23 protein-coding genes are annotated in these 23,512 nt (G+C 39.9%); 20 read left to right on the forward strand and 3 right to left on the reverse strand.

Going from position 1 to position 23,512, the window contains the following annotated elements; translation table 11 throughout:
* Nucleotides 1-20: 20 nt before the first annotated feature.
* From B2906_RS06010 to B2906_RS06040, 7 genes are all read left to right on the forward strand, one after another.
* Nucleotides 21-398, forward strand: coding sequence for a cyanoglobin (locus tag B2906_RS06010; protein ID WP_219959081.1), 378 nt, complete (start codon nt 21-23; stop codon nt 396-398).
* On the forward strand, nt 391-1,137 hold the full coding sequence (locus tag B2906_RS06015; RefSeq protein WP_339815813.1) for a lysophospholipid acyltransferase family protein: 747 nt from the start codon (nt 391-393) through the stop codon (nt 1,135-1,137). The genes B2906_RS06010 and B2906_RS06015 overlap by 8 nt, the downstream gene beginning before the upstream one ends.
* The gene (gene gatC / locus B2906_RS06020) at nt 1,127-1,414 is read left to right on the forward strand and encodes an Asp-tRNA(Asn)/Glu-tRNA(Gln) amidotransferase subunit GatC (RefSeq protein ID WP_286935934.1); all 288 of its coding nucleotides are present in this window, start codon (nt 1,127-1,129) and stop codon (nt 1,412-1,414) included. Before B2906_RS06015 ends, gatC begins: the two co-directional genes overlap by 11 nt.
* Nucleotides 1,414-4,203 (forward strand): hypothetical protein, encoded by a 2,790-nt coding sequence (locus B2906_RS06025; RefSeq protein ID WP_286935935.1) that lies wholly within the window; start codon nt 1,414-1,416, stop codon nt 4,201-4,203. The genes gatC and B2906_RS06025 overlap by 1 nt, the downstream gene beginning before the upstream one ends.
* 71 nt (nt 4,204-4,274) lie before the next feature.
* Nucleotides 4,275-4,991 carry an ABC transporter ATP-binding protein gene (locus tag B2906_RS06030; RefSeq protein WP_091650073.1) on the forward strand — a complete coding sequence of 239 codons (717 nt, stop codon included), beginning with the start codon at nt 4,275-4,277 and terminating at the stop codon, nt 4,989-4,991.
* Nucleotides 4,992-5,050: 59 nt separating this feature from the next.
* A complete protein-coding gene (locus B2906_RS06035) occupies nt 5,051-5,599 on the forward strand; it encodes a cob(I)yrinic acid a,c-diamide adenosyltransferase (RefSeq protein WP_286935936.1) in 549 nt (182 codons plus the stop codon).
* 71 nt (nt 5,600-5,670) lie between these two features.
* Nucleotides 5,671-6,738 carry a branched-chain amino acid aminotransferase gene (locus B2906_RS06040; RefSeq protein ID WP_219959084.1) on the forward strand — a complete coding sequence of 356 codons (1,068 nt, stop codon included), beginning with the start codon at nt 5,671-5,673 and terminating at the stop codon, nt 6,736-6,738.
* Between the two features lie 214 nt (nt 6,739-6,952).
* Here B2906_RS06040 and B2906_RS06045 read toward each other — a convergent pair whose 3' ends face one another.
* Nucleotides 6,953-8,167 carry an arginine deiminase family protein gene (locus tag B2906_RS06045; RefSeq protein ID WP_091650065.1) on the reverse strand — a complete coding sequence of 405 codons (1,215 nt, stop codon included), beginning with the start codon at nt 8,165-8,167 and terminating at the stop codon, nt 6,953-6,955.
* Between the two features lie 194 nt (nt 8,168-8,361).
* Between B2906_RS06045 and B2906_RS06050 the strand changes: the two genes are divergently transcribed.
* The 3 genes from B2906_RS06050 to B2906_RS06060 all read left to right on the forward strand — a co-directional run bounded on the left by B2906_RS06050 (nt 8,362) and on the right by B2906_RS06060 (nt 10,630).
* A complete protein-coding gene (locus tag B2906_RS06050; RefSeq protein WP_286935937.1) occupies nt 8,362-9,123 on the forward strand; it encodes a DUF4197 domain-containing protein in 762 nt (253 codons plus the stop codon).
* Between the two features lie 185 nt (nt 9,124-9,308).
* The gene (locus B2906_RS06055; RefSeq protein ID WP_286935938.1) at nt 9,309-9,695 is read left to right on the forward strand and encodes a transposase; all 387 of its coding nucleotides are present in this window, start codon (nt 9,309-9,311) and stop codon (nt 9,693-9,695) included.
* Nucleotides 9,692-10,630 carry a DDE-type integrase/transposase/recombinase gene (locus tag B2906_RS06060; protein WP_286935939.1) on the forward strand — a complete coding sequence of 313 codons (939 nt, stop codon included), beginning with the start codon at nt 9,692-9,694 and terminating at the stop codon, nt 10,628-10,630. The genes B2906_RS06055 and B2906_RS06060 overlap by 4 nt, the downstream gene beginning before the upstream one ends.
* Before the next feature lie 116 nt (nt 10,631-10,746).
* On the opposite strand, the gene lysS is transcribed toward B2906_RS06060, so the two are convergent.
* Both lysS and B2906_RS06070 read right to left on the reverse strand, forming a co-directional pair.
* Nucleotides 10,747-12,453, reverse strand: coding sequence for a lysine--tRNA ligase (gene lysS / locus B2906_RS06065; protein WP_286935940.1), 1,707 nt, complete (start codon nt 12,451-12,453; stop codon nt 10,747-10,749).
* Nucleotides 12,454-12,553: 100 nt separating this feature from the next.
* A complete protein-coding gene (locus B2906_RS06070; RefSeq protein ID WP_286935941.1) occupies nt 12,554-13,729 on the reverse strand; it encodes a proline dehydrogenase family protein in 1,176 nt (391 codons plus the stop codon).
* Nucleotides 13,730-13,886: 157 nt separating this feature from the next.
* Here B2906_RS06070 and B2906_RS06075 point away from each other — a divergent pair, with 157 nt between their 5' ends.
* The 10 genes from B2906_RS06075 (at nt 13,887) to B2906_RS06120 (ending at nt 23,486) form a co-directional block, all read left to right on the forward strand.
* A complete protein-coding gene (locus B2906_RS06075) occupies nt 13,887-14,966 on the forward strand; it encodes a bifunctional 3-deoxy-7-phosphoheptulonate synthase/chorismate mutase type II (protein ID WP_286935942.1) in 1,080 nt (359 codons plus the stop codon).
* Between the two features lie 391 nt (nt 14,967-15,357).
* Nucleotides 15,358-16,455 carry a chorismate mutase gene (locus tag B2906_RS06080; RefSeq protein WP_091650053.1) on the forward strand — a complete coding sequence of 366 codons (1,098 nt, stop codon included), beginning with the start codon at nt 15,358-15,360 and terminating at the stop codon, nt 16,453-16,455.
* Between the two features lie 89 nt (nt 16,456-16,544).
* Nucleotides 16,545-17,579: a 3-dehydroquinate synthase gene (aroB, locus tag B2906_RS06085; protein WP_339815821.1), complete on the forward strand. Its 1,035-nt coding sequence runs from the start codon at nt 16,545-16,547 to the stop codon at nt 17,577-17,579.
* 25 nt (nt 17,580-17,604) lie between these two features.
* A complete protein-coding gene (locus B2906_RS06090; protein ID WP_286935943.1) occupies nt 17,605-18,834 on the forward strand; it encodes a 3-phosphoshikimate 1-carboxyvinyltransferase in 1,230 nt (409 codons plus the stop codon).
* Nucleotides 18,824-19,645 (forward strand): prephenate dehydratase, encoded by an 822-nt coding sequence (locus B2906_RS06095; RefSeq protein WP_219959092.1) that lies wholly within the window; start codon nt 18,824-18,826, stop codon nt 19,643-19,645. The genes B2906_RS06090 and B2906_RS06095 overlap by 11 nt, the downstream gene beginning before the upstream one ends.
* Nucleotides 19,645-20,787 carry a pyridoxal phosphate-dependent aminotransferase gene (locus B2906_RS06100; RefSeq protein ID WP_219959093.1) on the forward strand — a complete coding sequence of 381 codons (1,143 nt, stop codon included), beginning with the start codon at nt 19,645-19,647 and terminating at the stop codon, nt 20,785-20,787. The genes B2906_RS06095 and B2906_RS06100 overlap by 1 nt, the downstream gene beginning before the upstream one ends.
* A gap of 4 nt (nt 20,788-20,791) precedes the next feature.
* Nucleotides 20,792-21,640 carry a prephenate dehydrogenase gene (locus B2906_RS06105; protein ID WP_286935944.1) on the forward strand — a complete coding sequence of 283 codons (849 nt, stop codon included), beginning with the start codon at nt 20,792-20,794 and terminating at the stop codon, nt 21,638-21,640.
* Nucleotides 21,641-21,750: 110 nt separating this feature from the next.
* Nucleotides 21,751-22,752, forward strand: coding sequence for a Kelch repeat-containing protein (locus tag B2906_RS06110; RefSeq protein WP_219959095.1), 1,002 nt, complete (start codon nt 21,751-21,753; stop codon nt 22,750-22,752).
* Nucleotides 22,753-22,789: 37 nt separating this feature from the next.
* A complete protein-coding gene (locus B2906_RS06115) occupies nt 22,790-22,999 on the forward strand; it encodes a heavy-metal-associated domain-containing protein (RefSeq protein WP_144602665.1) in 210 nt (69 codons plus the stop codon).
* Nucleotides 23,000-23,153: 154 nt separating this feature from the next.
* Complete coding sequence (locus B2906_RS06120; RefSeq protein ID WP_219959096.1) at nt 23,154-23,486, forward strand: HYC_CC_PP family protein; 333 nt, start codon at nt 23,154-23,156, stop codon at nt 23,484-23,486.
* Nucleotides 23,487-23,512: the final 26 nt, after the last annotated feature.

Consider the following 23,512-nt stretch of genomic DNA (forward strand, 5'->3'; position numbering starts at 1 on the left):
GCTTTTGTTAAGTTTGCGAAATGAACCCATTTCAGAGCATATATGAAGCAGTCGGAGAAGAAAAAATAAAACAACTGACCGCTTATTTTTATGAGGAAGTGTCCCAGAACGAAGAGTTGAGAAGACTTTATCCAGAAAAAGATCTGGCTCCAGCAGAAAGGAGACTTTTCTTATTTCTAATGCAGGTATTTGGTGGACCTCAAACCTATTCGGAAGAGCGGGGACATCCTCGGCTTAGAATGAGACATTTTCAGTGGAAAATAGATGGTAAAATGAGGAATCACTGGATGAATGCCATGCTCACAGCTTTGGATAAAATTCAGGTGGAACAGGAAGTCAGAGAGTTGATGATGAATTATTTTATCAAGGTGGCAAATCATATGGTCAATCATGATTAAACTTCTACGGATCATTTATTCAGTCTATGCCGGCTTATTATTCATTGGAAGCTTTTTGGCGATATTCCCTTTCTTTTTGATCTGTATTTGGATTCCTGGATGGCAAAGATTTGGAAGAAAAATCAACCGCTATTGGGCTAAAGTTTATTTCACCTTGATTTTTCTCCCCGTTCACATGGAGAAAAAATGCAAGCTAGAAAAAGGCAAACCTTACCTTTTTTTAGCCAATCACTTCTCTTACCTGGACATTGCCATGATGGGATTTATTCCTGGTGACGTGCAGTTTGTGGGAAAAGCCTCAATTAGGAAAGCTCCTCTTTTCGGCTACTATTTTAAAAAACTCCACATCGCAGTTGACAGGTCAAGACTTAAAAGCCGGGCTGAAACTATGAGGAGAGCAGGTTTAGCACTGGATAATGGAAGCAGTATTGTTCTTTTTCCAGAAGGAGGAATCTATTCCACGCAACCACCACAAATGGTTCCTTTCAAAAATGGGGCGTTTCGGCTAGCTGTTGAGAAACAAATACCCATCATTCCTGTCACTTTATCCTTTAATCATCTAATTTTGCCTGAAGGAAAAGGGCTCTTGCTCAACTTGAAAAGAGCAAAAATGGTCTTACATGAGGCCATACTTCCTACAGTAGAAGATACAGAAGACAGCCTGAAAGAGAAGTGTTTTGAAGTGATTCAAGCTCAACTCAATCGGGATAATTTAGGTAATGACACACATGAAGATTGACAAAGAAGCAATCAAAAAAATAGCGCATTTGGCAAGGCTAGAATTCGATGAAAGCAGTGCTGAAAAAATGTCGCAAGATATGAGTCAGATTTTGGACTGGGTGGAAAAGCTCAATGAATTAAATACAGATTCAGTGGAGCCATTGACCACTATGTCATCCGAAGTCAATGACATGCGGGAAGATCAGTTAGGTAAGCATTTAGACCACGAAGCAGGTTTGAAAAACGCCCCAAAAAGAGATTCTGATTATTTCCGCGTTCCAAAGGTTTTAGAATAATGCTGCAAAACTCCACCAACTTACTTTCTAAAAAAGCAATTATCCCGGCCCTCCTTTTGATTATTACGGGAGGGCTTTTTGCTTACTATTACTTTCTTTTCAATCCCTTACCTTACAGAAATATCCAAGCCGGGTACTTTTTGGATAGTATTTCTATCCCTTTTGATTGGTCTCAATTTGGACCCGTATCATTTCCTATTTTGGTAGATAATTTCCTGATTTTTCAGGAATTCAAAGATTTGGGGCCCAATATTTTTGTTGCTGAGTCTTTATTCTTTGGTATTTTAATGGGGCTCATTCTTGCCCTGATTTTGACATTAGTCAGCGAATTGAAAAAGTACTTTTTTCTGGCTTTTGGAATAGTTTGGATTGCCATTCTCACTTTTTCTAATCTGAACGGATTGAATATTGGGAGTCCAAGTAGCAACTACCCCCTCATCATTGCCATAGTTGGCACCTTAGTAATTCCTGTTTTTTTCCATATAACTGGCAAATCTCTTCGATTTGAGTTCAGGTTTCTTCTCAATTTGATTTGTTTGATGGTCACTGGCTATGCGTTGGAAACCTTGAGTCCGATTTCCAGACCCGAGCTTTTTCTAGCAGAACATCTAACTATGCCAGCTATACTTTTATCAATTGCTTGGCTCTTATGGAATGGACACGGAGTGATTTCAGGCATTTATATTTTACTGCTAAAAGCAGGAAGAAATTTATCATTGAAAGTATCCATTCAAATCACTCTAATAACAGCTGTTTACCTACTATTAATGGTAAATATTTTGATGGATTTCACAGGCTTCCCTATGGATTTTCTACCAAGCTTCAATCCACTGTTTCTTCTATTTCCATTAGGAATATTGGGCTGGTTTACTTTGAAAGAAAGAGTTGAATCAGGTCAGTATTTGGTGGGGTCTGAAAAGGCGTTGAAAGGACTGTATCTGATTGGCTTTGGACTGGTTTTATGGTTGAGCTGGAAACTCAAAATCTCCGGAAACCAACCCGCAGAAGAGTTTCTCAAACATATTTTCACTTACTCTCAAATCGGTTTCAGTCTATTTTTCTTGGTCTATATTCTTACCAATTTCTATGAGGTAATGAATTCCGGAAAAGCTGCCGAAAAAGTATTATTCAAGCCTCATTCCTTGCCTTATTATCATTTAAGAATTGGAGGTTTGATTGCCATGTTGGTAGCCACTGCTTACTCAGAAGGAATAGTTGGAGTGCAAGCCAATGCTATGAGCAGTAATATTTTGGGTGATTATTATTACGGATCAGGTCAAAAACTAGAGGCTAGTATTATTTATGAAAACTCCTGGTCCAGGTATAGAAATAACCCAAAAGCCAAGAATGCTACAGCACAGCTTCTTTTTCAATTAAACCAGCCTACTTTGGCTAAACAACACTTGGAAGAAAGCTTTTCTGAAGCTCCTCAGGTAGACAATATTATCCTTCTGGCAGACAGGCTTCATAGAGAAAATAAGATTTTTGAATCTATATTTTATTTAGAACGAGGCCTTCGATTTTTCCCTGAAAATGAATTATTGCTGAATAATTTGGCACTATTGCTCACCAAGGTAAACCGTGCTGAAGAGGCTTTGGCATTATTGGATTCAAGTTCAGTCTCACACCCTGTTTCCCAAAGTAATCTATTGGCTTTGAAAGCCAAAATGGGTCAAATTGAGGGTGAGTCCAAGGCCTTGAATTCATTGGCAGAAAAAATCAATGAAATAGCCAGACAAAACGCTCTGGGAAACTTTCCTGAAGAGAAACTTCTAGCGGAATTGAAGAATGAAATAGAAAAAGAAAATTCCCCCCTTTTGGTACAGGCTGCATGGAGAAATATCTTTTCTCAAAAAAACCATATCAACATTGAGTCCGACATTGCAATGCTTGACAGCTTGTGGAAGCAAGAGGAAATGCAGGATTATATCATGCAACTTCAGGAGACGGCTGTCATCAGAAGTCTGGGGGCAGGCAGGATAGCAGATGCAATCAAAAACCTGAATGGCTTGGCTTTTAGAAATCCCGGAGATGCTGGCTATTTTCTACATTTATCGACCAGCATTTTAGCTCAGCAAATGGACTTTAAAAAAGCTTCCAAAGAATTACTGGCGGCAGAGGAAAAGGGATTTCAGGCTTTTCAGTCTTACCATTGGAGTATTTTGAGCTTTGGTGGATATTATGAAAATGCGGAACTGATTCGAGTAAAATATGGTCTTCAAATGCCGGAATATCTAACTCAGCCAGATGAAGCAACCTTGTTTTACCTCGAGTTAATTCAAAAATTCCACGAAAGCCTGCCAAAAACTTTATACGATGAATGGAAAACTCTTCCTGATTCAGAGCTCAAAACTGATTTCGCAATTCGATTGATAGCCTTTAAAAGTCATGGAATCGACGCGTCTGATTTGAGGGAATTAGGGAAGCATATTCAAGATAAAAAGGGTATTCAGGAAGATCTGAGTAAATTTTTGGCCAATCCGGATTTGAAGAATAAAGAGTCTGTAGAAGCCCTGCTCAATTGGCTTCAATTGGGAGATGAGTTGACAGGCAACCCCTATTACAGCCCCTTGATTTGGTCCGCTGTAGCTATCAATCCAGATCCTTTGGCTCAATATGAAATCATCAATGCAGCTACTGAATTCAACCGAGACCCTATTCTCTGGACCAAAAAAGTTCAACTGGCAAGAGCAATAGGTTTGAGCAATTACGCAACAGATGCCCTGGTTGAAATGGCCCAATGGATAGATCCTGCCACTTTAGAAAGACTCCAATTAACCAACTATTAGAAGATAATCTCGTATTTTGACAGAAATGCTGTATTTTTAAAATTCAGCTGAAACCACTAACCCAACTTACCATGAGCAGAGTTATTGAGACCCATAATATCAACCGAACCTACAAAATGGGGGCAGAAATTATTCAAGCCCTTAAATCCGTTTCTATCACAGTGGATAGAGGGGAATATGTAGCTTTTATGGGTCCTTCAGGATCAGGTAAATCTACCTTGATGAATATCATCGGTTGCCTTGATACCCCTACTTCCGGCACATACATTCTCAATAATAAGGATGTCAGTGACATGACTGAGAATGAGCTGGCGGAGATCAGAAATAAAGAAATAGGCTTCGTGTTCCAAACTTTTAACCTTCTTCCGAGAGCCAGTTGCCTGGAGAATGTAGCCCTGCCCTTGGTTTATGCAGGTTTTAGCAGAGCCGAGAGAGAAGAAATGGCATTTCAGGCTTTGAGCAATGTTGGACTTGGTGATCGAACCAAGCACAGACCAAATGAACTTTCCGGTGGACAAAGACAAAGAGTTGCGATTGCAAGAGCTTTGGTCAACAATCCATCTATCATATTGGCGGATGAACCTACCGGAAACCTAGACTCTAAGACTTCCTATGATATCATGGAGCTTTTTCATGAGCTACACTCAAAAGGAAATACCATCATCATGGTAACTCACGAAGACGATATTGCCCACTATGCGCATAGAATTGTCAGATTAAGAGACGGCTTGGTAGAAAGTGATACGGTGAACCCAAATCCAACCCGAGGGGTAGGCGTTCACGCTTAAGTCAAACAAAGTATTATCAAATAGATTCTTATTTTTGTCGGAGAATTGAAGGGCTATTCATGAAAATTTATACAAAAACCGGAGATCAGGGAATTACCTCATTGTTGGGAGGAGTCAGAGTACCAAAATCAGATTTAAGAATCGATGCTTATGGTACCATTGACGAACTCAACTCTTATGTGGGACTTCTCAGAGATCAGGAAGTAAATAATTCCAGATCTGATATTTTGAAAGAAATTCAGGATAGACTCTTTACAATTGGAGCTGATTTAGCCACTGTTCCGGGAAAGGATAAAGTAAAAAAGCCAGATTTGCATGCTGAAGACATCCAAATGCTAGAGCATCAAATGGATGGTATGGAAGCTGATTTGGCTCCTCTTACAGCATTTATCTTACCAGGTGGACACCAATCTGTTTCATTTTGCCACTTAGCAAGGACGGTGTGTAGAAGAGCTGAAAGATTGGCAGTTGAACTCGCCTCTTACGAACAAGTGAATGAAATGGTGATCCAATATTTGAATAGACTTTCGGACTACTTCTTTGTTTTGGGAAGAAAAATGGCCCAAGAACTAGAGGTAGAGGAAGTAACTTGGAAACCTAGAGTTTAAAAAACTGGGTAAATTTTGCCCGTAGTAAAATAAAATTTCAACAAAGGCTTTTGGCCTGAATCCGATTTAGCATGAAAACCTCGCTAGCCATACCGGTACACAAGACAGCATCTTCCAGATTACCGCAAACTGATTTTTCCAATTTGGTTTTTGGAAAAACCATCTCTGATCACATGTTTGTGGCAGATTATAAAAATGGAGAGTGGACTGACTTGAGAATTGAACCTTATGCACCATTACAGCTAAACCCATCCAATGCCGCTCTTCACTATGGGCAGTCCATTTTTGAAGGAATGAAAGCATATAAAAATGAAGAAGGTGAAATTTTGATTTTCCGAGCGGATGCTAACTGGAAAAGAATGAATGAATCAGCTGAAAGGATGTGCATGCCATCATTGCCTGAAGAGGTCTTTATGGAGGGTATGCTTCAGCTTTTGGATTTGGATAGAGACTGGGTTCCGACTGCCAAAGGAGCCTCCCTTTATATTCGACCATTCATGTTTGCTACGGATGACTACATCGGGGTAAAACCATCTGACACCTATAAATTCATCATTTTCACCTGCCCAGTAGGAAATTATTACTCTAAGCCTGTTTCTGTAAAAGTAGAAACCAAGTTTACGAGAGCAACTGAAGGAGGAACGGGAGCTGCAAAAACAGCTGGAAACTACGCTGCTTCCTTATATCCGGCCTTACAGGCACAAAAAGCTGGTTACGATCAACTACTTTGGACAGATGGAAAAAGTCACAGTAACATAGAAGAAAGTGGTACTATGAATGTGATGTTTAAAATAAATGGAACACTCATTACAGCTCCTCTTCACACGGGTACGATCCTGAAGGGAATTACCAGAAATTCGGTGGTTCAATTGGCAAATGACTGGAATCAGCCAATCGAAGAACGATTTTTAAGCGTTTCTGAGTTGAAAGAAGCTTTGGAAAATGGAACTTTGGAAGAAGCATTTGGAACGGGAACTGCGGCGACTATTGCTCATATTGCCAAAATCCATATTGATGGAAAGGATTATGTCTTGCCAGAAAAACCAGCAGATGCTTTTTCACACAAAGTTTTAGCCGCATTGGATGGCATTAAATATGGAAGCCAAAAAGATCCACACAATTGGATCATTAAATTATAAAAATAAAGGCCAGTTGACTTAACTGGCCTTTTTTGTTCCTACACCCTAGCTCGGCTCAGTGGCATAGTCATACATCTCGGACCTCCCAACCTCGGGTTCTCTTTTCAGCCTGAGCGGAGTCGAAGGCAGTCCCCAATTATTCTGAATAAATTTCACCCGACTACAGGTAACTAGCCGCTAAAGGTCACATAAATTAATAGTCACTTTTTTATCCCTACACCCTAGCTCGGCTCAGTGGCATAGTCATACATCTCGGACCTCCCAAACCTCGGGATAATTCTGAGGAAGGAATTTCCAATACCTCCACTCCCATATTCCGTAAGGCTCTGTTGGTGTGAATGTTCCTATTATAGGATATCACTCTTCTCGGTCCAATAGCAAAAACATTAGCTCCATCAAACCATTGCTCACGCATAGAATAGTCTGGATTTCCATCTGCAGTTGCCAAAACCTCTAAATGAGGAATCTCCCTTTCCAAAACCGTTAAAAGTGACTCCTTCAGTACTTCGCGTTTGATATGCACCTTATCATCCTGCACCTCCTTTAAAGTGTAAAGAGATGTTTGAAGGACAGCATTCATAGCATCAGGATATGTCAGCACCAGGTTTTCATCTAAAACGGTAAAAACTGTGTCCAAATGCATATAATTTCGCTTTTCAGGCAAGTGAACCTCATAAACCCTTTTCACAGATCCCTCTGCCAGAAGAGCTTTGGCTGCATGGTAAATAGCTTTTTCATCAGTCCGCTCAGAGTTCCCTATAGCTACTGCCTCATGGGATAAGACTATGACATCTCCCCCTTCAATACTTGGAGGATTATCATGACCATTGATGGGGTATAATTTATTGACGTGGTCTTTGAACTCCGGGTGATTTTCAAAAACGGTCCTTAACAAATTTGCTTCTCGCTGTCTACCTTCCATTTTCATGGAAGAAAAAATAATTCCGCCCGGCGTGAGTGCCATAGGATCTCTTTGAAAATACAAATTAGGACAAGGAGTTATCACAAAAGCATAATCCAAAAGTTCTCCCTGATTCAAGTTTGGAATTTTTCTTTTCAATTCATGCACTTTTAAGCCCGCTGTCAAAATCCCTGCACATTCAGCTGTAGAATATCGCTCCAAAATATCCTCAGCCAAATGAACCATGTTGGATCGTCTAAGAGATTCCCTCATCAGTCTCAGCAATATCTCCCCGTCATATAATACGCGGATTAACAATTCTCTGAGTTGGTAAACCGTAGCTCCGGTTGATTCTTTAATTAAATTGGAAAAAACGTCATGTTCTTTTTGCAATGCCTCTAAGTAAGGAACATCTTCAAATAGTAAAAAGTCTTTGTTATAGGGAGTTAGCCTATCAATTTCCTTTCCCGGCCTATGCATCAACACTGCCCTGAGAGTTCCAAACTCCGAGTTTAATCTTAAATTCATTTATCAATATTTCATTAAATGACTCACTTTATTAAATTTTATCAATGATATCATCAATTTTAATAAAAAATTCTCAAAATTTTAAGACTTCCTGATTTTATCGTAAAACTTAAACTTCCCCTTGATATGGCTTGCTTTTAAAATCTTTTTGGCGTTTTTTCCGTTCTTTCAATCATACAATCAACCATCATCCCATGACCATGAGTCGACCATATAGAAATTTACTGTTTTTTTTAGGATTACTAATCTTCAGTTCTTGTCAATCCACAGCTCAGATAAACAAAGTAATCCAACAAACCTTAGGTACACCGAATAATTCTGAAATTGCAACGGGGCTGAAAGAGGCTTTGGAAAAAGGAACCGGAGTTAGTACAGAGCGATTATCTGCCGTTGACGGATATTTTAAAAATCCTGATGTGAAGATTCTATTTCCTGAAGAGGCCAAAAATGTTGAAAAAACACTTCGATCAATCGGCTTGGGCTCAGTTTGCGATCAAGCTATTGAAAGCTTAAACAAAGCCGCAGAGGAAGCAGCTAAGGAAGCTAAACCCATTTTTACCGCGGCTATTAAGCAGATGACCTTGCAGGATGTCCGGGGAATCTTATTGGGAGAAAATGATGCGGCGACTCAGTATTTCGCGCGAACCACCATTCAGGAGCTTACTAAGAAATTTTCACCCATAATTAATAGCAGCCTACAAAAAGTGAACGCCACCAACTATTGGTCTGATGTGATGACTCAGTATAACAAGATTCCTTTAGTAAAACCTGTTAATACCGACTTGACTGCTTATGTTACCCAGAAAGCTATAGATGGCTTATTTGTAGAAATCGCCAAAGAAGAATACAAAATCCGGGAATTGGTGACTGAGAGAACCAGTCCTCTACTTCTTAAAGTTTTTAGCTACGCAGAGAGGGAAAAAGAAGCGCGTAAAAAAGATAATCCAGGATTCTAAACAAAGACCCCGGCAATCAGAAATTGACCGGGGTCTTTTATTTATTCAATAATATGGATATCCGCCTTCTTACCTGAATTGACAAAAATATGGCTTATTGTCTGCTGAAAGGATCAGAATCCAGAAGCTTCTGACAATGCCTGAAAAAAGTTGACACATTTTGTTGGGACGATAAACCAAATAAGATGACAAAAAGATTTCAACTTAAAGCTCAGCGGATTTTCAGTGAGGATTTGCGTAGGCAGATTGTAGGTCAGATAGAACGGAAAGAGTTAACAGTTCTCCAGGCTGTTCGTGAATACGGAATAGGCGGAAAACAGACTGTATATACTTGGCTTTACAAATATTCGACTACCTTGAAGAAGGGGACAAGAATGGTTATGGAAAAAGACAGTCAGGACAATAGGGTTCAGGTATTAAAAAGTAGGATCAAGGAGCTGGAAGCTGCTTTGGGACGTAAATCACTGGAGGCAGATCTGTACCGGATCATAGTAGAGCAGGCATCAGATGAATTTCGTGTGGATTTAAAAAAAAGTTTTGGCGATCCAGCATCAAAGTCTCAGAAAAAATGATCCATCCGTATTCTTTTGAGATCAGCTCAGCCTGTAAGATATTGGGTTACAGCCGTCAGTCCTATTATAAAGTTGCCGCTGGTAAGCCAGAAATTGAAGATGAGGTCATTCGGCTGGCAGAATTGAACCTGCGTAAAGTCCGTAAAACTTGTCCCAGTCAAGGCTGCCGGAGTATGTATGAAGAGTTTGGTGATCAATTGCCCATAGGAAGGGACAAAAGTATAGCATTATTTATGGCGTTGGGTTACCGTGTCAAATATCCCAAACGTTATGGGAGAGCCACGCAATCAGGTACCCGGGAGTTTTCTAACCTGCTGGTTCAGAAAGATGTGAATGGAGTAAATCAAGTCTGGCAGGCAGATATGGCCCATTATCTATACGGAGACACTAAGCTTTACACGATCTATATCACCGATGTGTACAACCAAGAAATCGTAGGCTATGGAGCTTATGATTCCAATCATGCGCTCAATTATAGAGCAGTGATGCGAAAAGCAATCAGCAGAGCCGTGGGGAATGGAGTAAAACTTAAAGGGATGATTCATCATAGCGATGGAGGCAAGCAGTATGAGAGCGAGGTATACAAGGAGTTGTGTAATCGACACGGAATTCTCCAAAGTATGTGCATGTACTCTTACGAGAACCCCTATGCAGAGAAAACAAACGATCTGATAAATAGTGGATACTTGAATTACTGGAAGCCAAAGAAACTTGAAGAATTGAGAAAATGTCAGAAAAAAGCAGTCGCTGACCACAACAAGAAAAGAAGAAAGAAAGTACTCAATGGACTTTCTCCCCTCCAATATAAATCAATGTTGCAAACTCAACCTTCAATGGCATATACCTTGAAATTGAAGCCCAGAAATCCTGAACAACCAAGAAAAAGAGTACCTCAAAATATAAACAAATTAACAGTTCACAAGACGGAATTGTGACAACCAAAATCAGGCAAGGTCATTCCGTCTTCGGTCATCGGTCTTCCAACCTGTCAAGCAAGGAAAATAAGGCAGCTGGCATGATTGCGGATAATCAGATTCAATAATTAAGAGAACTACTCTGCCAAATCAATAAAAAGGTTTTCCCCTTCTTTTCGAACAGATACCACTCCTTTTTTGCTTAAGCCTTTCATAGCAACATCCCATTTTTTATTGCTCAAATCAGTCATACCCTTGATTTCAGGCAATAAAGCAGGCTGATTTCCCTTTACTAATTCAAAAATCATCTTTTCTTCCTCAGTCATTTCCACCTGCTTTTTCTCAGGTCTCATTTGAGGGAAGAATAATACTTCCTGAATAGTAGTCTTATTGGTCAGCAACATGGTCAATCTATCGATTCCAATACCCAATCCCGAAGTAGGTGGCATTCCATATTCCAAAGATCTCAAGAAATCCTCATCCATGGCCATCGCCTCATCATCTCCTCTTTCGGCTAGTTTCAACTGGTCTTCAAATCTCTCTCGCTGATCAATTGGATCATTTAATTCCGTGTAGGCATTTGCTATTTCTTTTCCATTCACGAACAATTCAAATCGCTCCACCAAGCCAGGTTCAGTTCTGTGCTTTTTCGCCAAGGGAGTCATTTCAATTGGGTAGTCAGTGATATAAGTTGGCTGAACTAAGTGTTCCTCAACTTTTTCTCCGAAAATCTCATCAATCAGTTTGCCTTTGCCCATAGAATCATCTACTTCAATGCCTAGCTCAGTACAAACTTTTCGGAGTTCTTCTTCTCCCATTTTACTCACGTCGATACCAGCATATTCCTTAATCGAATCGTACATTGTCAAACGACGGTATGGACCTGCAAAATCAATTTCCTTCTCTCCTACTTTGACTTTGGTATCTCCATGAATCGCTAGGGTAACTTTTTCAAGAAGATCTTCCACCATTTCCATCATCCAGATGTAATCCTTGTAGGCTACATAGATTTCCATGGATGTAAATTCCGGATTGTGAGTTCGGTCCATTCCTTCATTACGGAACATTTTCCCAAACTCATAAACTCCATCAAAGCCACCAACAATCAACCTCTTTAAATAAAGTTCATTGGCGATTCTCAAAAAAAGAGGCATGTCCAACGTATTATGATGAGTCTGGAAGGGTCTTGCAGCAGCACCACCATGAACAGCCTGAAGAATAGGAGTTTCTACCTCCAACCATCCGTGATCGTCAAAATATCTACGCATGGTAGAAATAATTTTGGATCTGGTGATGAAAGTTTGCTTCACTTCTGGATTGACAGTCAAATCGACATAGCGTTGTCTATAGCGCATTTCAGGATCTGTAAATCCGTCGTAGACATTCCCTTCTTCGTCTCTTTTAACTACAGGTAATGGCTTAACGGATTTAGAAAGAACCTTCAATTCAGTGACATGAAGGGAAATCTCTCCAGTTTGAGTAGTAAAAATATATCCCTTAACTCCTATAAAATCTCCTATACCCAATAGCTTTTTGAATACACTATTGTAAAGTGTTTTATCCTCTCCCGGACAGATATCATCCCTTCTTACATAAATCTGTAACCTTCCAGTAGAATCCTGAATCTCAGCAAATGAAGCTGAGCCCATGATTCTAATGGTCATCAATCGACCAGCAATTGAGATATCTTTGTAGTCGGTTTTATGATTTTCGTAATTTTTATGAATATCCTCAGAAGTGACATTGATTGGGAAAGCTTCCGCTGGGTAAGGGTTTATCCCTAATTGCATCAGCTCTTCCCTGTCTTTTCTTCGTTCGATTTCCTGTTCACTCAAAAGTTGCATGGTATAGATTTGAGAGTTCTAATTTTTATTTTATTCCTTGACTATTCTTTTTCAGCTTTCTGATTTCAAATTCAGCCTTCTGAATTCAGACTTCACACTTTTAATTCCTCTTTCTTCTTTTCATTTCCCTTTTCACCAGTTCAAACTCTCTGCTGCTTTGTCCAGCTATGGAACTGTTTTCTGCTGCTCTTCGGGTTAAATATGGCATCACTTTTTCTACAGGGCCGTAAGGAACATATTTTACCACCCTATATCCCGAGTTAGCCAGATTAAAGGAAATATTATCGCTCATCCCGTAAAGTTGAGAGAAGAAAACCAGGTCTGACTTAGGGTCTATCCCATTGAGGTTCATCAAATCTATCAGTTGAAGGCTACTTTTTTCATTATGGGTAGCACAAACCAGATAAATCCCGTTCTCAACACAATAAGCGATGGCTGCATCATAATCCCTGTCAGTGGCTGCCTTATTAGGTTGAATCGGATCAGGATAACCCATCTCCTCTGCCCTTTCCCGCTCCTTTTCCATATAGGCACCTCTTACAGGTTTGGCGCCCAACAAATAGCCTTTTTCTTGAGCTACCAAATGGGCTTTTTGCAATCTTGACAAGGAGTCGTGCCTATACATTTGATAGGTGTTATAGACTACACAACGGTCTTGATTGTATTTTTCCATGGCCTCATAGGCCAAATCATCTATAACGTTTTGGAACCAAGATTCTTCTGCATCCACAAGAATCCTTAATCCCAAGTCATGAGCAGCTTTGCAAAGTTTATCCACCCTAGCTTTCATCCTATCAAAAGCAGCTTGCTCTTCTTTACTTAACTTTTCCCCATCCTGGATTTTGATCATGATATGATAATCTCCCAGTCCGGTTACCTTAAATACACCGAAAGGCATGTAAGCGGTTTTGGCTGATTCGACCAAGGTCTGATAAATCTCCTCCGTAGTTTTATCAAAGCTGGCTTCATCTCCTTTTCCCTCTACCGAAAGATCGAGAATAGACTCTACCCCGTATTCCGCCAACTTTTTACAAGCTTGAATGGACTCCTTGATAGTTTCTCCTCCACAAAAATGACCAAACATGGTCTTTTTCATGATACCTTTGACCGGAAGTTTGAGTTTAAAGGCCAAATTTGCTAATCCAATACCCAGATCGGAGATCAGATTATTATTGAGGGTTGCGAAAATCAAATACATTTTACGCAATTCAGCACCGCTCTTGGAAGCGAAGGCTACTTCTAGATTCTCGAAAGAAATTTTGGGTTTTACTGGCATATTGCTCAAATAAAGGTGCAAAGATATTAAAAAAACCTCTTCAGCAGATGATTTGTTGGGATATTTGGGCGGAATCTGATACTGAAAAAATCAAAAAATCAGGAAATTAAACCTAGTCGCCCCTACTTGAGTTTTAAAGAACAAAAACCCGAATACTTTGGAAACCCTTTTCAATAAAAATTCCCATTCGAAGCCCTTAATTATTGCAGGTCCATGCAGCATAGAAACCCCCGAACAACTGGATAATACTGTTCAGGAATTGGTATCTCAAGGCATCAACTTAATACGCGGAGGTGTATGGAAACCAAGGACAAGACCAGGGAGTTTCGAGGGCTTAGGATCCATTGCCCTTCCTTGGATCCAGGAAATTAAAAATAAATACACAGTCAAATTTGCGATAGAGGTTGCCTCTGCCCAACATGTTGAGGAAGCCCTGGCTCATGAAATTGATATACTCTGGGTTGGAGCAAGATCCACAGTCAATCCATTTACCGTTCAGGAAATAGCCGAAAGTCTCAAAGGAGTTAATATTCCGGTGATGATTAAAAATCCTGTCAATCCAGATTTAAGCCTTTGGATTGGAGCGGTAGAGCGATTCCAAAAAATTGGGATTCAAGATCTGGCAGTAATACATAGAGGTTTTTCAAATTTTAGGGATCAAATTCACCGTAACTCCCCTCTTTGGCAGATCCCAATTGAATTCAGAACTCATTTCCCTGATTTGATGATGATCAATGATCCAAGTCATATCTCAGGAAAGAGAGACCTAGTGCCCATCATTGCACAAAAGGCCCTGGATCTAAATTTTGATGGCTTGATCATTGAGTCCCATTGTAATCCGGATCAAGCATGGTCCGACGCTGCCCAACAGTTAACTCCTAAAAACCTGGAATTCATGCTTTCTCAGTTGAAAACCAGAAAGGTGAAATTTGAAGCTGCAGAAATGCTCAATCAATTGGCAGAAATAAGAAGTCAGATTGATCAAGCAGATCATGACCTATTAGAAGCTTTGCACAGGAGAATGCAATTGGTTGAAAAAATAGGTGAATACAAAAAACTCAATAACGTGGCCGTATTGCAGATGGAGCGTTGGAAAGAGATTTTCGATAGCCGACCTAGGTGGGGAGAATCCTTAGGATTGAACCCAGAATTGATTCAGGAGATTTTCGGAATTCTACATCAAGAGTCTATTCGAACTCAAACAGAAATTTTGGATAAAATAGAATCAAACAATTGAAGCAAGTGACATAATGAAAGGAAGTATTCTTTTATTTGTTGAAAAATTATTTTTCAATATATAATTCCGTTACTATATTCATTAGTGATTAATTATTCTGAATTGATTCTATATTTTTATCTCATTTGAAATAAACGCAAAGAAGAGCCCTTCACTTTACATATTTGATAATCAATTGGTGAAAAAAATATTTTGCAATTAAAATTCCTCCGCTTACATTTACAGCATGTTAATCACAGCAGCGATCTATTTTACTTTCTTTTACTTTTACTTTCGAATGAAAAATCGAATCGGAGCTGTGTATTGTCTAGCCAAAAACTAAAAGAAAATAAATATCACAAAAGCCCGATTCGAAAGAGTCGGGCTTTTTTCATTTAAACGCTCAAGCCGTATGAAACCACACAAACAAATCAAAGATTGGGGATTGGGACTCAGCTCCCCTTTGATCATCGCAGGACCTTGTTCTGCGGAAACGCCAGAGCAGATCGAACAGATCTGCAAGGAGATGAAAGAGGAAAACACTGTTCCTCAATTATTTAGAGCAGGAATCTGGAAGCCTAGAACAAGACCAGGATCATTCGAAGGAGTTGGAGAAGAAGGATTAAAATGGATGGAGATCGTCCGCCATCACCTCAATATTCCTATTACAGTGGAAGTTGGAAATGCTGCACATGCTGAACTGGCACTGAAGCATAAAGTAGATGTATTGTGGATTGGAGCTCGTACCACAGTCAATCCATTCGCGGTTCAGGAGATTGCTGAAGCATTGAGAGGCTCGGACGTTCCTGTCATGGTTAAAAACCCAATGAATCCTGATCTAGACCTATGGATGGGTGCTTTGGAAAGAATGCATGCAGTGGGTATTGACAAATTAGCCGCAATTCACAGAGGTTTCTCTGATGCTTATGATAAGCGCTTCAGAAACAAGCCCAATTGGTCAATGCCTATCCACCTTAAGCGCGTTTGGCAAGGAATGGAAGTAATCAATGATCCCTCCCACATTGTCGGAAGAAGAGATGGACTTCTTGAAGTTGCTCAAAGAGCTATGAACTTTGGTTTGGATGGACTGATGATAGAAACTCATCATGACCCTGACAAAGCATGGTCTGATGCCAAGCAGCAAGTAACACCAAAAGCTTTGAAGCAGATGATTCAATCAATTGACTTCAAAGAGCCTTTGGAAAATATGAAGCCTGACGAAAGGTTGCAGGATTTGAGAAGAGCAGTAGATCATTTAGATGACCAGCTATTGGATATTTTGCAAGAACGATTTGCTGTGATTGATCAGATTGGTACGCATAAAAGAGAGCATCACTTGACAGTATTCCAATCTAACAGATGGAAAGAAGTAATGGAAAGCAGAACTCAAAAAGGAGTGGCAAAGCAGTTGAGCGAAAAATTCATGAAAGAACTGCTTTATTGTATCCACGAAGAATCTGTGAAGAGACAGGAAAAACAACTTCGGGAAGCAGAGCCTCTCAAGAAATAACAAATACGGCTGAGCACCTTAAAGAAAGGGAAGAATCTACCCTTCCCTTTCTTAATTTGATGTACCTTTAGGTTTTAAACTTGAGTTTTGTGAATCCAATCATAATTGCGGAACAGCCATCTAAAAGTCTATCTGAGGCACTTTCTTCCCTTACATTTTCTTCCCTATTTATCCTTACAGATGAAAACACCCAAGAATATTGTTTTCCTCTGATTAAAGATGCCTTACCGGAATCTTATTTTCATTTCACCTTTCCTGCGGGAGAAAAGCATAAAAACCTAGAAACCTGTGCTGAAATTTGGACAGAAATGACAGAGGCGGGCTTGGATAGAAAGGCTCTCGTCTTGAATTTGGGAGGAGGAGTGTTGGGAGATATGGGTGGTTTTTGCGCCAGTATTTACAAAAGGGGCGTTCGATTTATCAATTTGCCTACTACCCTACTTTCTCAGGTAGATGCCAGTGTGGGAGGAAAATTAGGGGTTGACTTTGAAGGTCTCAAAAATCATTTGGGTGTCTTCAATGAACCTGAACTTGTTCTTATTTGCCCGCAATTTCTTAATACACTTCCTTCGAACGAATTAAGGTCAGGCTTTGCGGAAATCATCAAGCATGGACTTATTCGGGATAAAGAATATTTTGAAAATTTAGATTTTCAAAATTGGAAAGAAAATGACTGGAAGAGTCTGATTTCACATTCCGTGGAAATTAAAAAATCGGTTGTGCAAGAAGACCCCAAAGAAGCTGGCTTAAGGAAGATCCTCAATTTTGGGCATACCATAGGACATGCCTTAGAAACACATTTTCTGGATGGTTCAAATCACTTGTTGCATGGAGAAGCTATAGCCGCAGGAATGATTTGCGAAGCTTGGTTGTCCAAAGAAAAATGTCAAATGTCTTCTGCCGATCTTCAGAAAATCACCCAGAATCTTTTGGAAGTATATGGAAAAATCAGACTCAATAAAGCAGATTTTGAACCCGTATTGAACCTTTGTCTCCAAGACAAAAAAAATGAAGGAAAGGAGATTTTATTTTCCTTACTGGAAAAAATTGGAAGTTGCACCTATAATGTTCCTGTGAACAAAAATGAAATAGCAGCTGCCCTAACCTATTATCAAAACCTATAACCTATTTACCTTGCCAACTGACACTATGGAGCTACTAAAACTGAATCAGAAATCAGCTTTTACTCCCACCACTATCCCTCTTCCTTCCTCTAAAAGCGAATCTAATCGGGTTTTGATCATAGATGCTTTGACTGAAGGTCAAAACACTATCGAGAACCTGGCAGAAGCGAGAGATACGCAAACTATGATTCGCCTGCTTCAAACCAACCCTCCTGTTTACGATGTATTGGATGCAGGTACTACCATGCGATTTCTAACAGCTTATGCTGCTGTCACCAATCAAAATAAAGTAATGACAGGTACGGCCAGAATGTGTCAAAGACCTATCGGAATTTTGGTTGATGCTTTGAGGGAAATTGGGGCTGAAATTCATTACATGAATGTGGAAGGTTATCCTCCTTTGGCGGTTCATGGACTTTCAGAGCAGACAAAATCTGCGGTAAAAATTCGAGGAGATGTGTCCAGTCAGTACATTTCCGCCATGTTGATGATTGCTCCTATATTACCTAAAGGACTGGAAATTGAGTTGGAAGGAAAAGTGGGAAGCCGCACCTATATCGAAATGACTTTGGAATTGATGGCCAAGTTCGGGATCAACTATACCTGGGAAAAAAATACCATTAAAGTTGAAAACCAAGCCTATCAGCCAACCCAATTCATGGTGGAGAGCGATTGGTCTGGGGCAAGTTATTGGTTTAGCCTTTTAGCCTGTTCAGATTCCGGACAACTTTTTTTGAAAGGGTTGAAAGAAAATAGCCTTCAGGGAGATTCTAAAGTTGTGGAAATCATGTCCAAACTCGGCGTGAAAAGCAGCTTCCAAAAGGATGGCGTTTTGTTAGAAAAAATCCCTGTGGAGGGATTGGAAGAGTTTGACTTTACAGATTGCCCTGATTTGGCTCAAACTGTAGCTGTTACCTGCGCAATCATTGGCCAAAATGCGAAATTCACAGGACTGGAAAGTCTTCGTATAAAGGAGACTGATAGAATTTATGCTTTACAGCAAGAATTAGCCAAGTTTAATGCTGAGCTTAAAGAAATTGAGCCTGAAGTATTTCAAGTGATTCCATCTGTGACTATGCCACACGAGGTAAAAATTCACACCTACGATGATCATAGAATGGCGATGGCATTTATGCCTCTTTTGACAAAAACTCAAGTACTAATTGAGGATCCGGATGTGGTAAATAAAAGCTATCCTAGTTTCTGGAAGCACTGCCAGCTTGCCGGAATAGATCTTTCAAACCATGAGTCTTAAAATTGCCATACAGGGAATCCCTGGTTCATTCCATCATCAAGTGGCCTTAAAGGCTTATGGAGATGAAGCTGAAATTCTTCCCTTCAATACTTTTGAAGCAGTGGCAAAATCCATTTCTCAGGGAGAAGCTGATTTTGGAGTGATGGCTATAGAGAATTCCATAGCTGGAGCTATTTTGCCTAATTACGATCTCCTCGATCGGTATGAGCTATTTATAAGTGACGAATTTTACTTGCCTATTGCTCATCAATTGATGGCCTTGCCTGGTCAGCAAATTGACAAGATTAAGGAGGTTCGCTCCCACCCAATGGCTTTATTGCAGTGTAAAACATTTCTTGCCCAACATCCAAATATGAAGCAAGTAGATGATATAGATACAGCAACGGTAGCCAAAAGAATTAGCCAGGAACAGAGTGAGGGCCTAGCCGCAATTGCTTCGGAAATAGCAGCAGAAATCTACGGATTGGAAATACTTGCAAGAGATATACAAACTGTTAAAAGCAATTTCACCCGCTTTATTTTATTGGCAAATAAGATCAATCCTTCAGATGAAGGATCGAACAAAGCCTCTTTCAAAGTAACCATCAAAAATGAGCAAGGAGGCCTCGCCCAATTACTCAGTATGCTGGCTTATAAAGGATTGGACTTAAGTAAAATTCAATCTATTCCAGTCATTGAAAAACCTTGGGAATATTCCTTTTTCATTGATGCAGTTTTTACGAATTATGAAAATTATCGGGATGCGATGATTCTTATCCAAAGGGATTTTGGGGATGTTAAAATTTTTGGAGAATACAGGAGCAGAAAATAATGAAGGGATTTGCAAAGCGCATTGAGGAGGTACAGGAATATTATTTTTCCGCCAAGCTCAAAGAAGTCAATCAAATGATTTCGGATGGGAAACCCATTATCAATTTGGGCATAGGAAGTCCTGATCTGGCTCCAGCCAAAGAAGTAATCCAAGCCCTAAACCATACAGCAGAAAATTCGCAATCTCATGGATATCAAGCTTATCAGGGTATCCCTGAACTTAGGGTGGCCATGGCTGAATTTTATCAAAGGGAGTTTCGGGTAAGATTAAACCCACAGACTGAAATTCTTCCTTTGATGGGTTCAAAGGAAGGTATTATGCATATCAGCATGACTTTCTTAAATCCCGGGGATCAAGTGCTTATTCCAAATCCAGGATATCCTACTTACCGGAGTGTTACCCAATTGTTGGAAGCTGAACCCATATTTTATGAATTGGATGAGTCAGGAAATCCAAATTGGGATCAATTGAATTCTCTTGACTGTAGCAAAGTCAAGTTGATGTGGGTGAATTATCCTCAAATGCCAACCGGAGCCTTGGGAAGTCTGGAACTGTTTGAGAATTTAATTGCCTTTGCAAAGCAAAATCAGCTGATCCTGATTAATGATAATCCCTATTCGCACATTTTGAATCCTCAGCCAATCAGCTTATTGGAAGTATCTGGCGCCAAAGAAGTAGCGATGGAGCTTAACTCTCTGAGTAAAACTTTCAATATGCCGGGATGGAGGGTAGGCATGCTTTGCGGAAAGGAAGAATGGGTGAAAGCTGTCATGAAGGTCAAATCCAACATGGACTCCGGGATGTTTTTAGGAATTCAAAAAGGTGCCATTACAGCTCTTAGGTTGGGAAAAAATTGGTTTCAGGATTTAAATGAGCTATACACAAACCGACGTAAGCTGGTTTGGAAGCTGGCAGACCTACTGGATTTATCTTATTCCAAGTCTAACGGTGGACTCTTTGTCTGGTGCAAAATTCCTGAAGGAAAATCAGGAGATGAATTGGTCGATTATCTATTATACGAGAAAAATATCTTTATCACGCCAGGAAAAATCTTTGGTTCAGGAGGAGAAAATTACGTGAGAATTTCACTCTGTATGCCAGAGTTCAAAATTTTAGAGGCAATCAAACGAATCAAACCTTAAAATCATGAATAAAATACATATTGTAGGATTAGGACTTCTGGGAGGTTCTTTCGGACTTGGGGCCAGAAGAAAATTCCCTGAAATGACCATCACGGGAACAGATATTTCTACCCAAAATCTGAAAGATGCTTTGACTTTGGGAATCATTACTAAGGCCCAAGAAAAGCCTGACCTAGACACTGATATTGTTATTCTAGCCACTCCTGCTGATACTTTGGGAGACTTGTTAATTCAAACTTTGGATCAGGTCGGTGAAAATACCTTGGTAATTGACTTAGGTTCTACCAAGTCCAAGCTTTGCCTTCAGTTGGCTGGTCATCCTAAAAGAAAGCAATATTTAGCAGGACACCCCATTGCCGGTACAGAGTATTCAGGACCCAAAGCAGCATTTGCGGATCTATTGGATAGAAAAGTGATGATCCTCTGCGAAATGGAGAAAACAGACCTCCACCTGAAAGAAAAGGCCTATGAGCTTTTTGATGCATTGAATCTCAAACTGAGATTTATGGATCCTGAGGAACATGATCGACACCTGGCCTTTGTTTCTCATTTGTCCCATATTTCCTCATTTATGCTAGGAAAAACTGTCCTTCAAAAAATGGAGGATGAAAAAAACATATTCGATATGGCAGGATCAGGTTTCGCTTCTACAGTTAGACTTGCCAAATCAAGTCCGGCAATGTGGGCTCCTATCCTTACTGAAAACAAGGATAATATTTTAGCATCCTTGGATGGCTATATTTCAAATTTGACAGCAATAAGGGAAAAAATAGCTTCTTCCGATGGAGAGGCCATATACAAAGAATTGGAAGAGATTAACAAAATCCGGGATATTCTGGATTTGGGAAGATAAGCTCTATTCTATCCAATTATCAAACCAGGACAATCTCCTGGTTTTTTTATTGATAAAAGGTATTGGGAGAGCCAATGTGAAATTGTAAATTCAGTCACTAAAATAAACCTATGAAACCTACCCTACTATTGATAATCGGCTTATTCTTTGGCTTAGGAGTACATGCCCAAAGTTCTTGGGAAAATATAGCAGTCCAGGGAGAAGCCATGACTAGGCATGAAAATTCATTTGTAGCATGTAAAGGAAAACTATATGCCCTGGGAGGAAGAGGTGTTCGCTCGGTAGACAAATTTGACCCCAAAACTCAAAAATGGGAAAAATATGCTAATGCTCCCATGGAAATCAGCCACTTTCAGGCGGTGGCTCTGAATGGAGAAATCTGGGTTATCGGGGCATTTACAGGATCTTATCCGCATGAAACTCCAATTCCTACAGCATTGATTTTTAATCCTCAAACAAGAAAGTGGAGAGAAGGCCCCAAATTACCGATGGGAAGGGAAAGGGGATCAGCAGGGGTAGTGGTAAAAGATGGCTTGATTTATATGGCAGGGGGTATTCAAGATGGACACTATGAAGGATTTGTTTCTTGGTTTGACGTACTAAATCCAAAAACAGGAAAATGGGAAGTCCTGCCAGATGCACCTAGGGCCAGAGATCACATCAGTGCTGCTATGGTAGGTGATAAATTGTATTTGGCAGGCGGAAGGACTTCCCATGCCGCTATTGGCAAAGTGTTGGAAACTACCATTGAAGAAGTGGATTACTTTGATTTCAAACAAGGAAAATGGATAAGTAACACCACACAAATCCCAACGCCGAGAGCAGGAAACTCTAACTTGGGAATTGGAAAGTACTTGGTGGTTATGAATGGGGAGAGCGCTGCTCAAGTCCCAGCTCACGCAGAAGTGGAAGTATTAGATACTGAAACTAATCAATGGATCATACTTCCAAGCCTTAATCAGGGTAGACACGGAACTGGAGCCGTAATTTTTAAAGGAAAAATCTACGTGGCAGCTGGCTCTGCAAATCGAGGTGGAGGGCCTGAATTGAATTCTTTAGAGATTTTGGATTGGAAAAAGGCCATTCAAAATTCAATAGAAGGGAACCTTTAGCTTGGAAAAGCTATTTTTGAATGGAAACAAACCAAGTATGAAAACACTAAAATTTAAAACCAATATCAATTGCGGTAACTGCCTTTCCAAAGTTAGTCCTATCCTGAATGCTGAATCTGGAATTGCTGAATGGAATGTTGATTTACAGGATCCCGAAAAAACATTAACCGTCAAAACGGTAGATTTAAATCCTGATGACATCAAAAAAACTGTGCTGAAATCTGGCTTTTTGGCCAACCCAAAGTAAGTTAAAGTACTGAAAATCAGATTTTATTAAGAATCACTTGAACATTTGGTGGATATTTGCGTAGATTTGAGCTGTTGAAAAAATTTATTTCCATAGCGCTCTCATTGATTGTTCTATTCTCCTCTGTGGGAATGGCAAAACCACGCATTTTTGTATGGGAGAGGAAATGGACAGTAAATTCAGCTTAGCCGCTAGTCATTTAGATTGTGGAATGGATAGTCCTAAATCCCACCAATCTCATGATGAAAAATCTCATGTAGATCCAAGCGGATGCTGTGAGAACCTGAGTCAGCATTTACAGCTTGACCAAGAATCATCTTTTAAGAAATCAAATTCACAGGTAAATATCCACTTTGCCTTAGCCTTTATTGAGGTCTTTATATGGAATACCACAGTTTTTCCGCAGGAAGATCAAAGAGTAAATGATTATTACCCCCCTCCTATTGAACAGGATTATCAGATTCTGTTTCAAAGCTTTTTGATATAAAATTCATTCTTGCGGTTCTTCCGCTT

The organism is Algoriphagus sp. UBA3586 (assembly GCF_002376385.1).
In the GTDB taxonomy this organism is placed as follows: Bacteria; Bacteroidota; Bacteroidia; order Cytophagales; family Cyclobacteriaceae; genus Algoriphagus; species Algoriphagus ornithinivorans.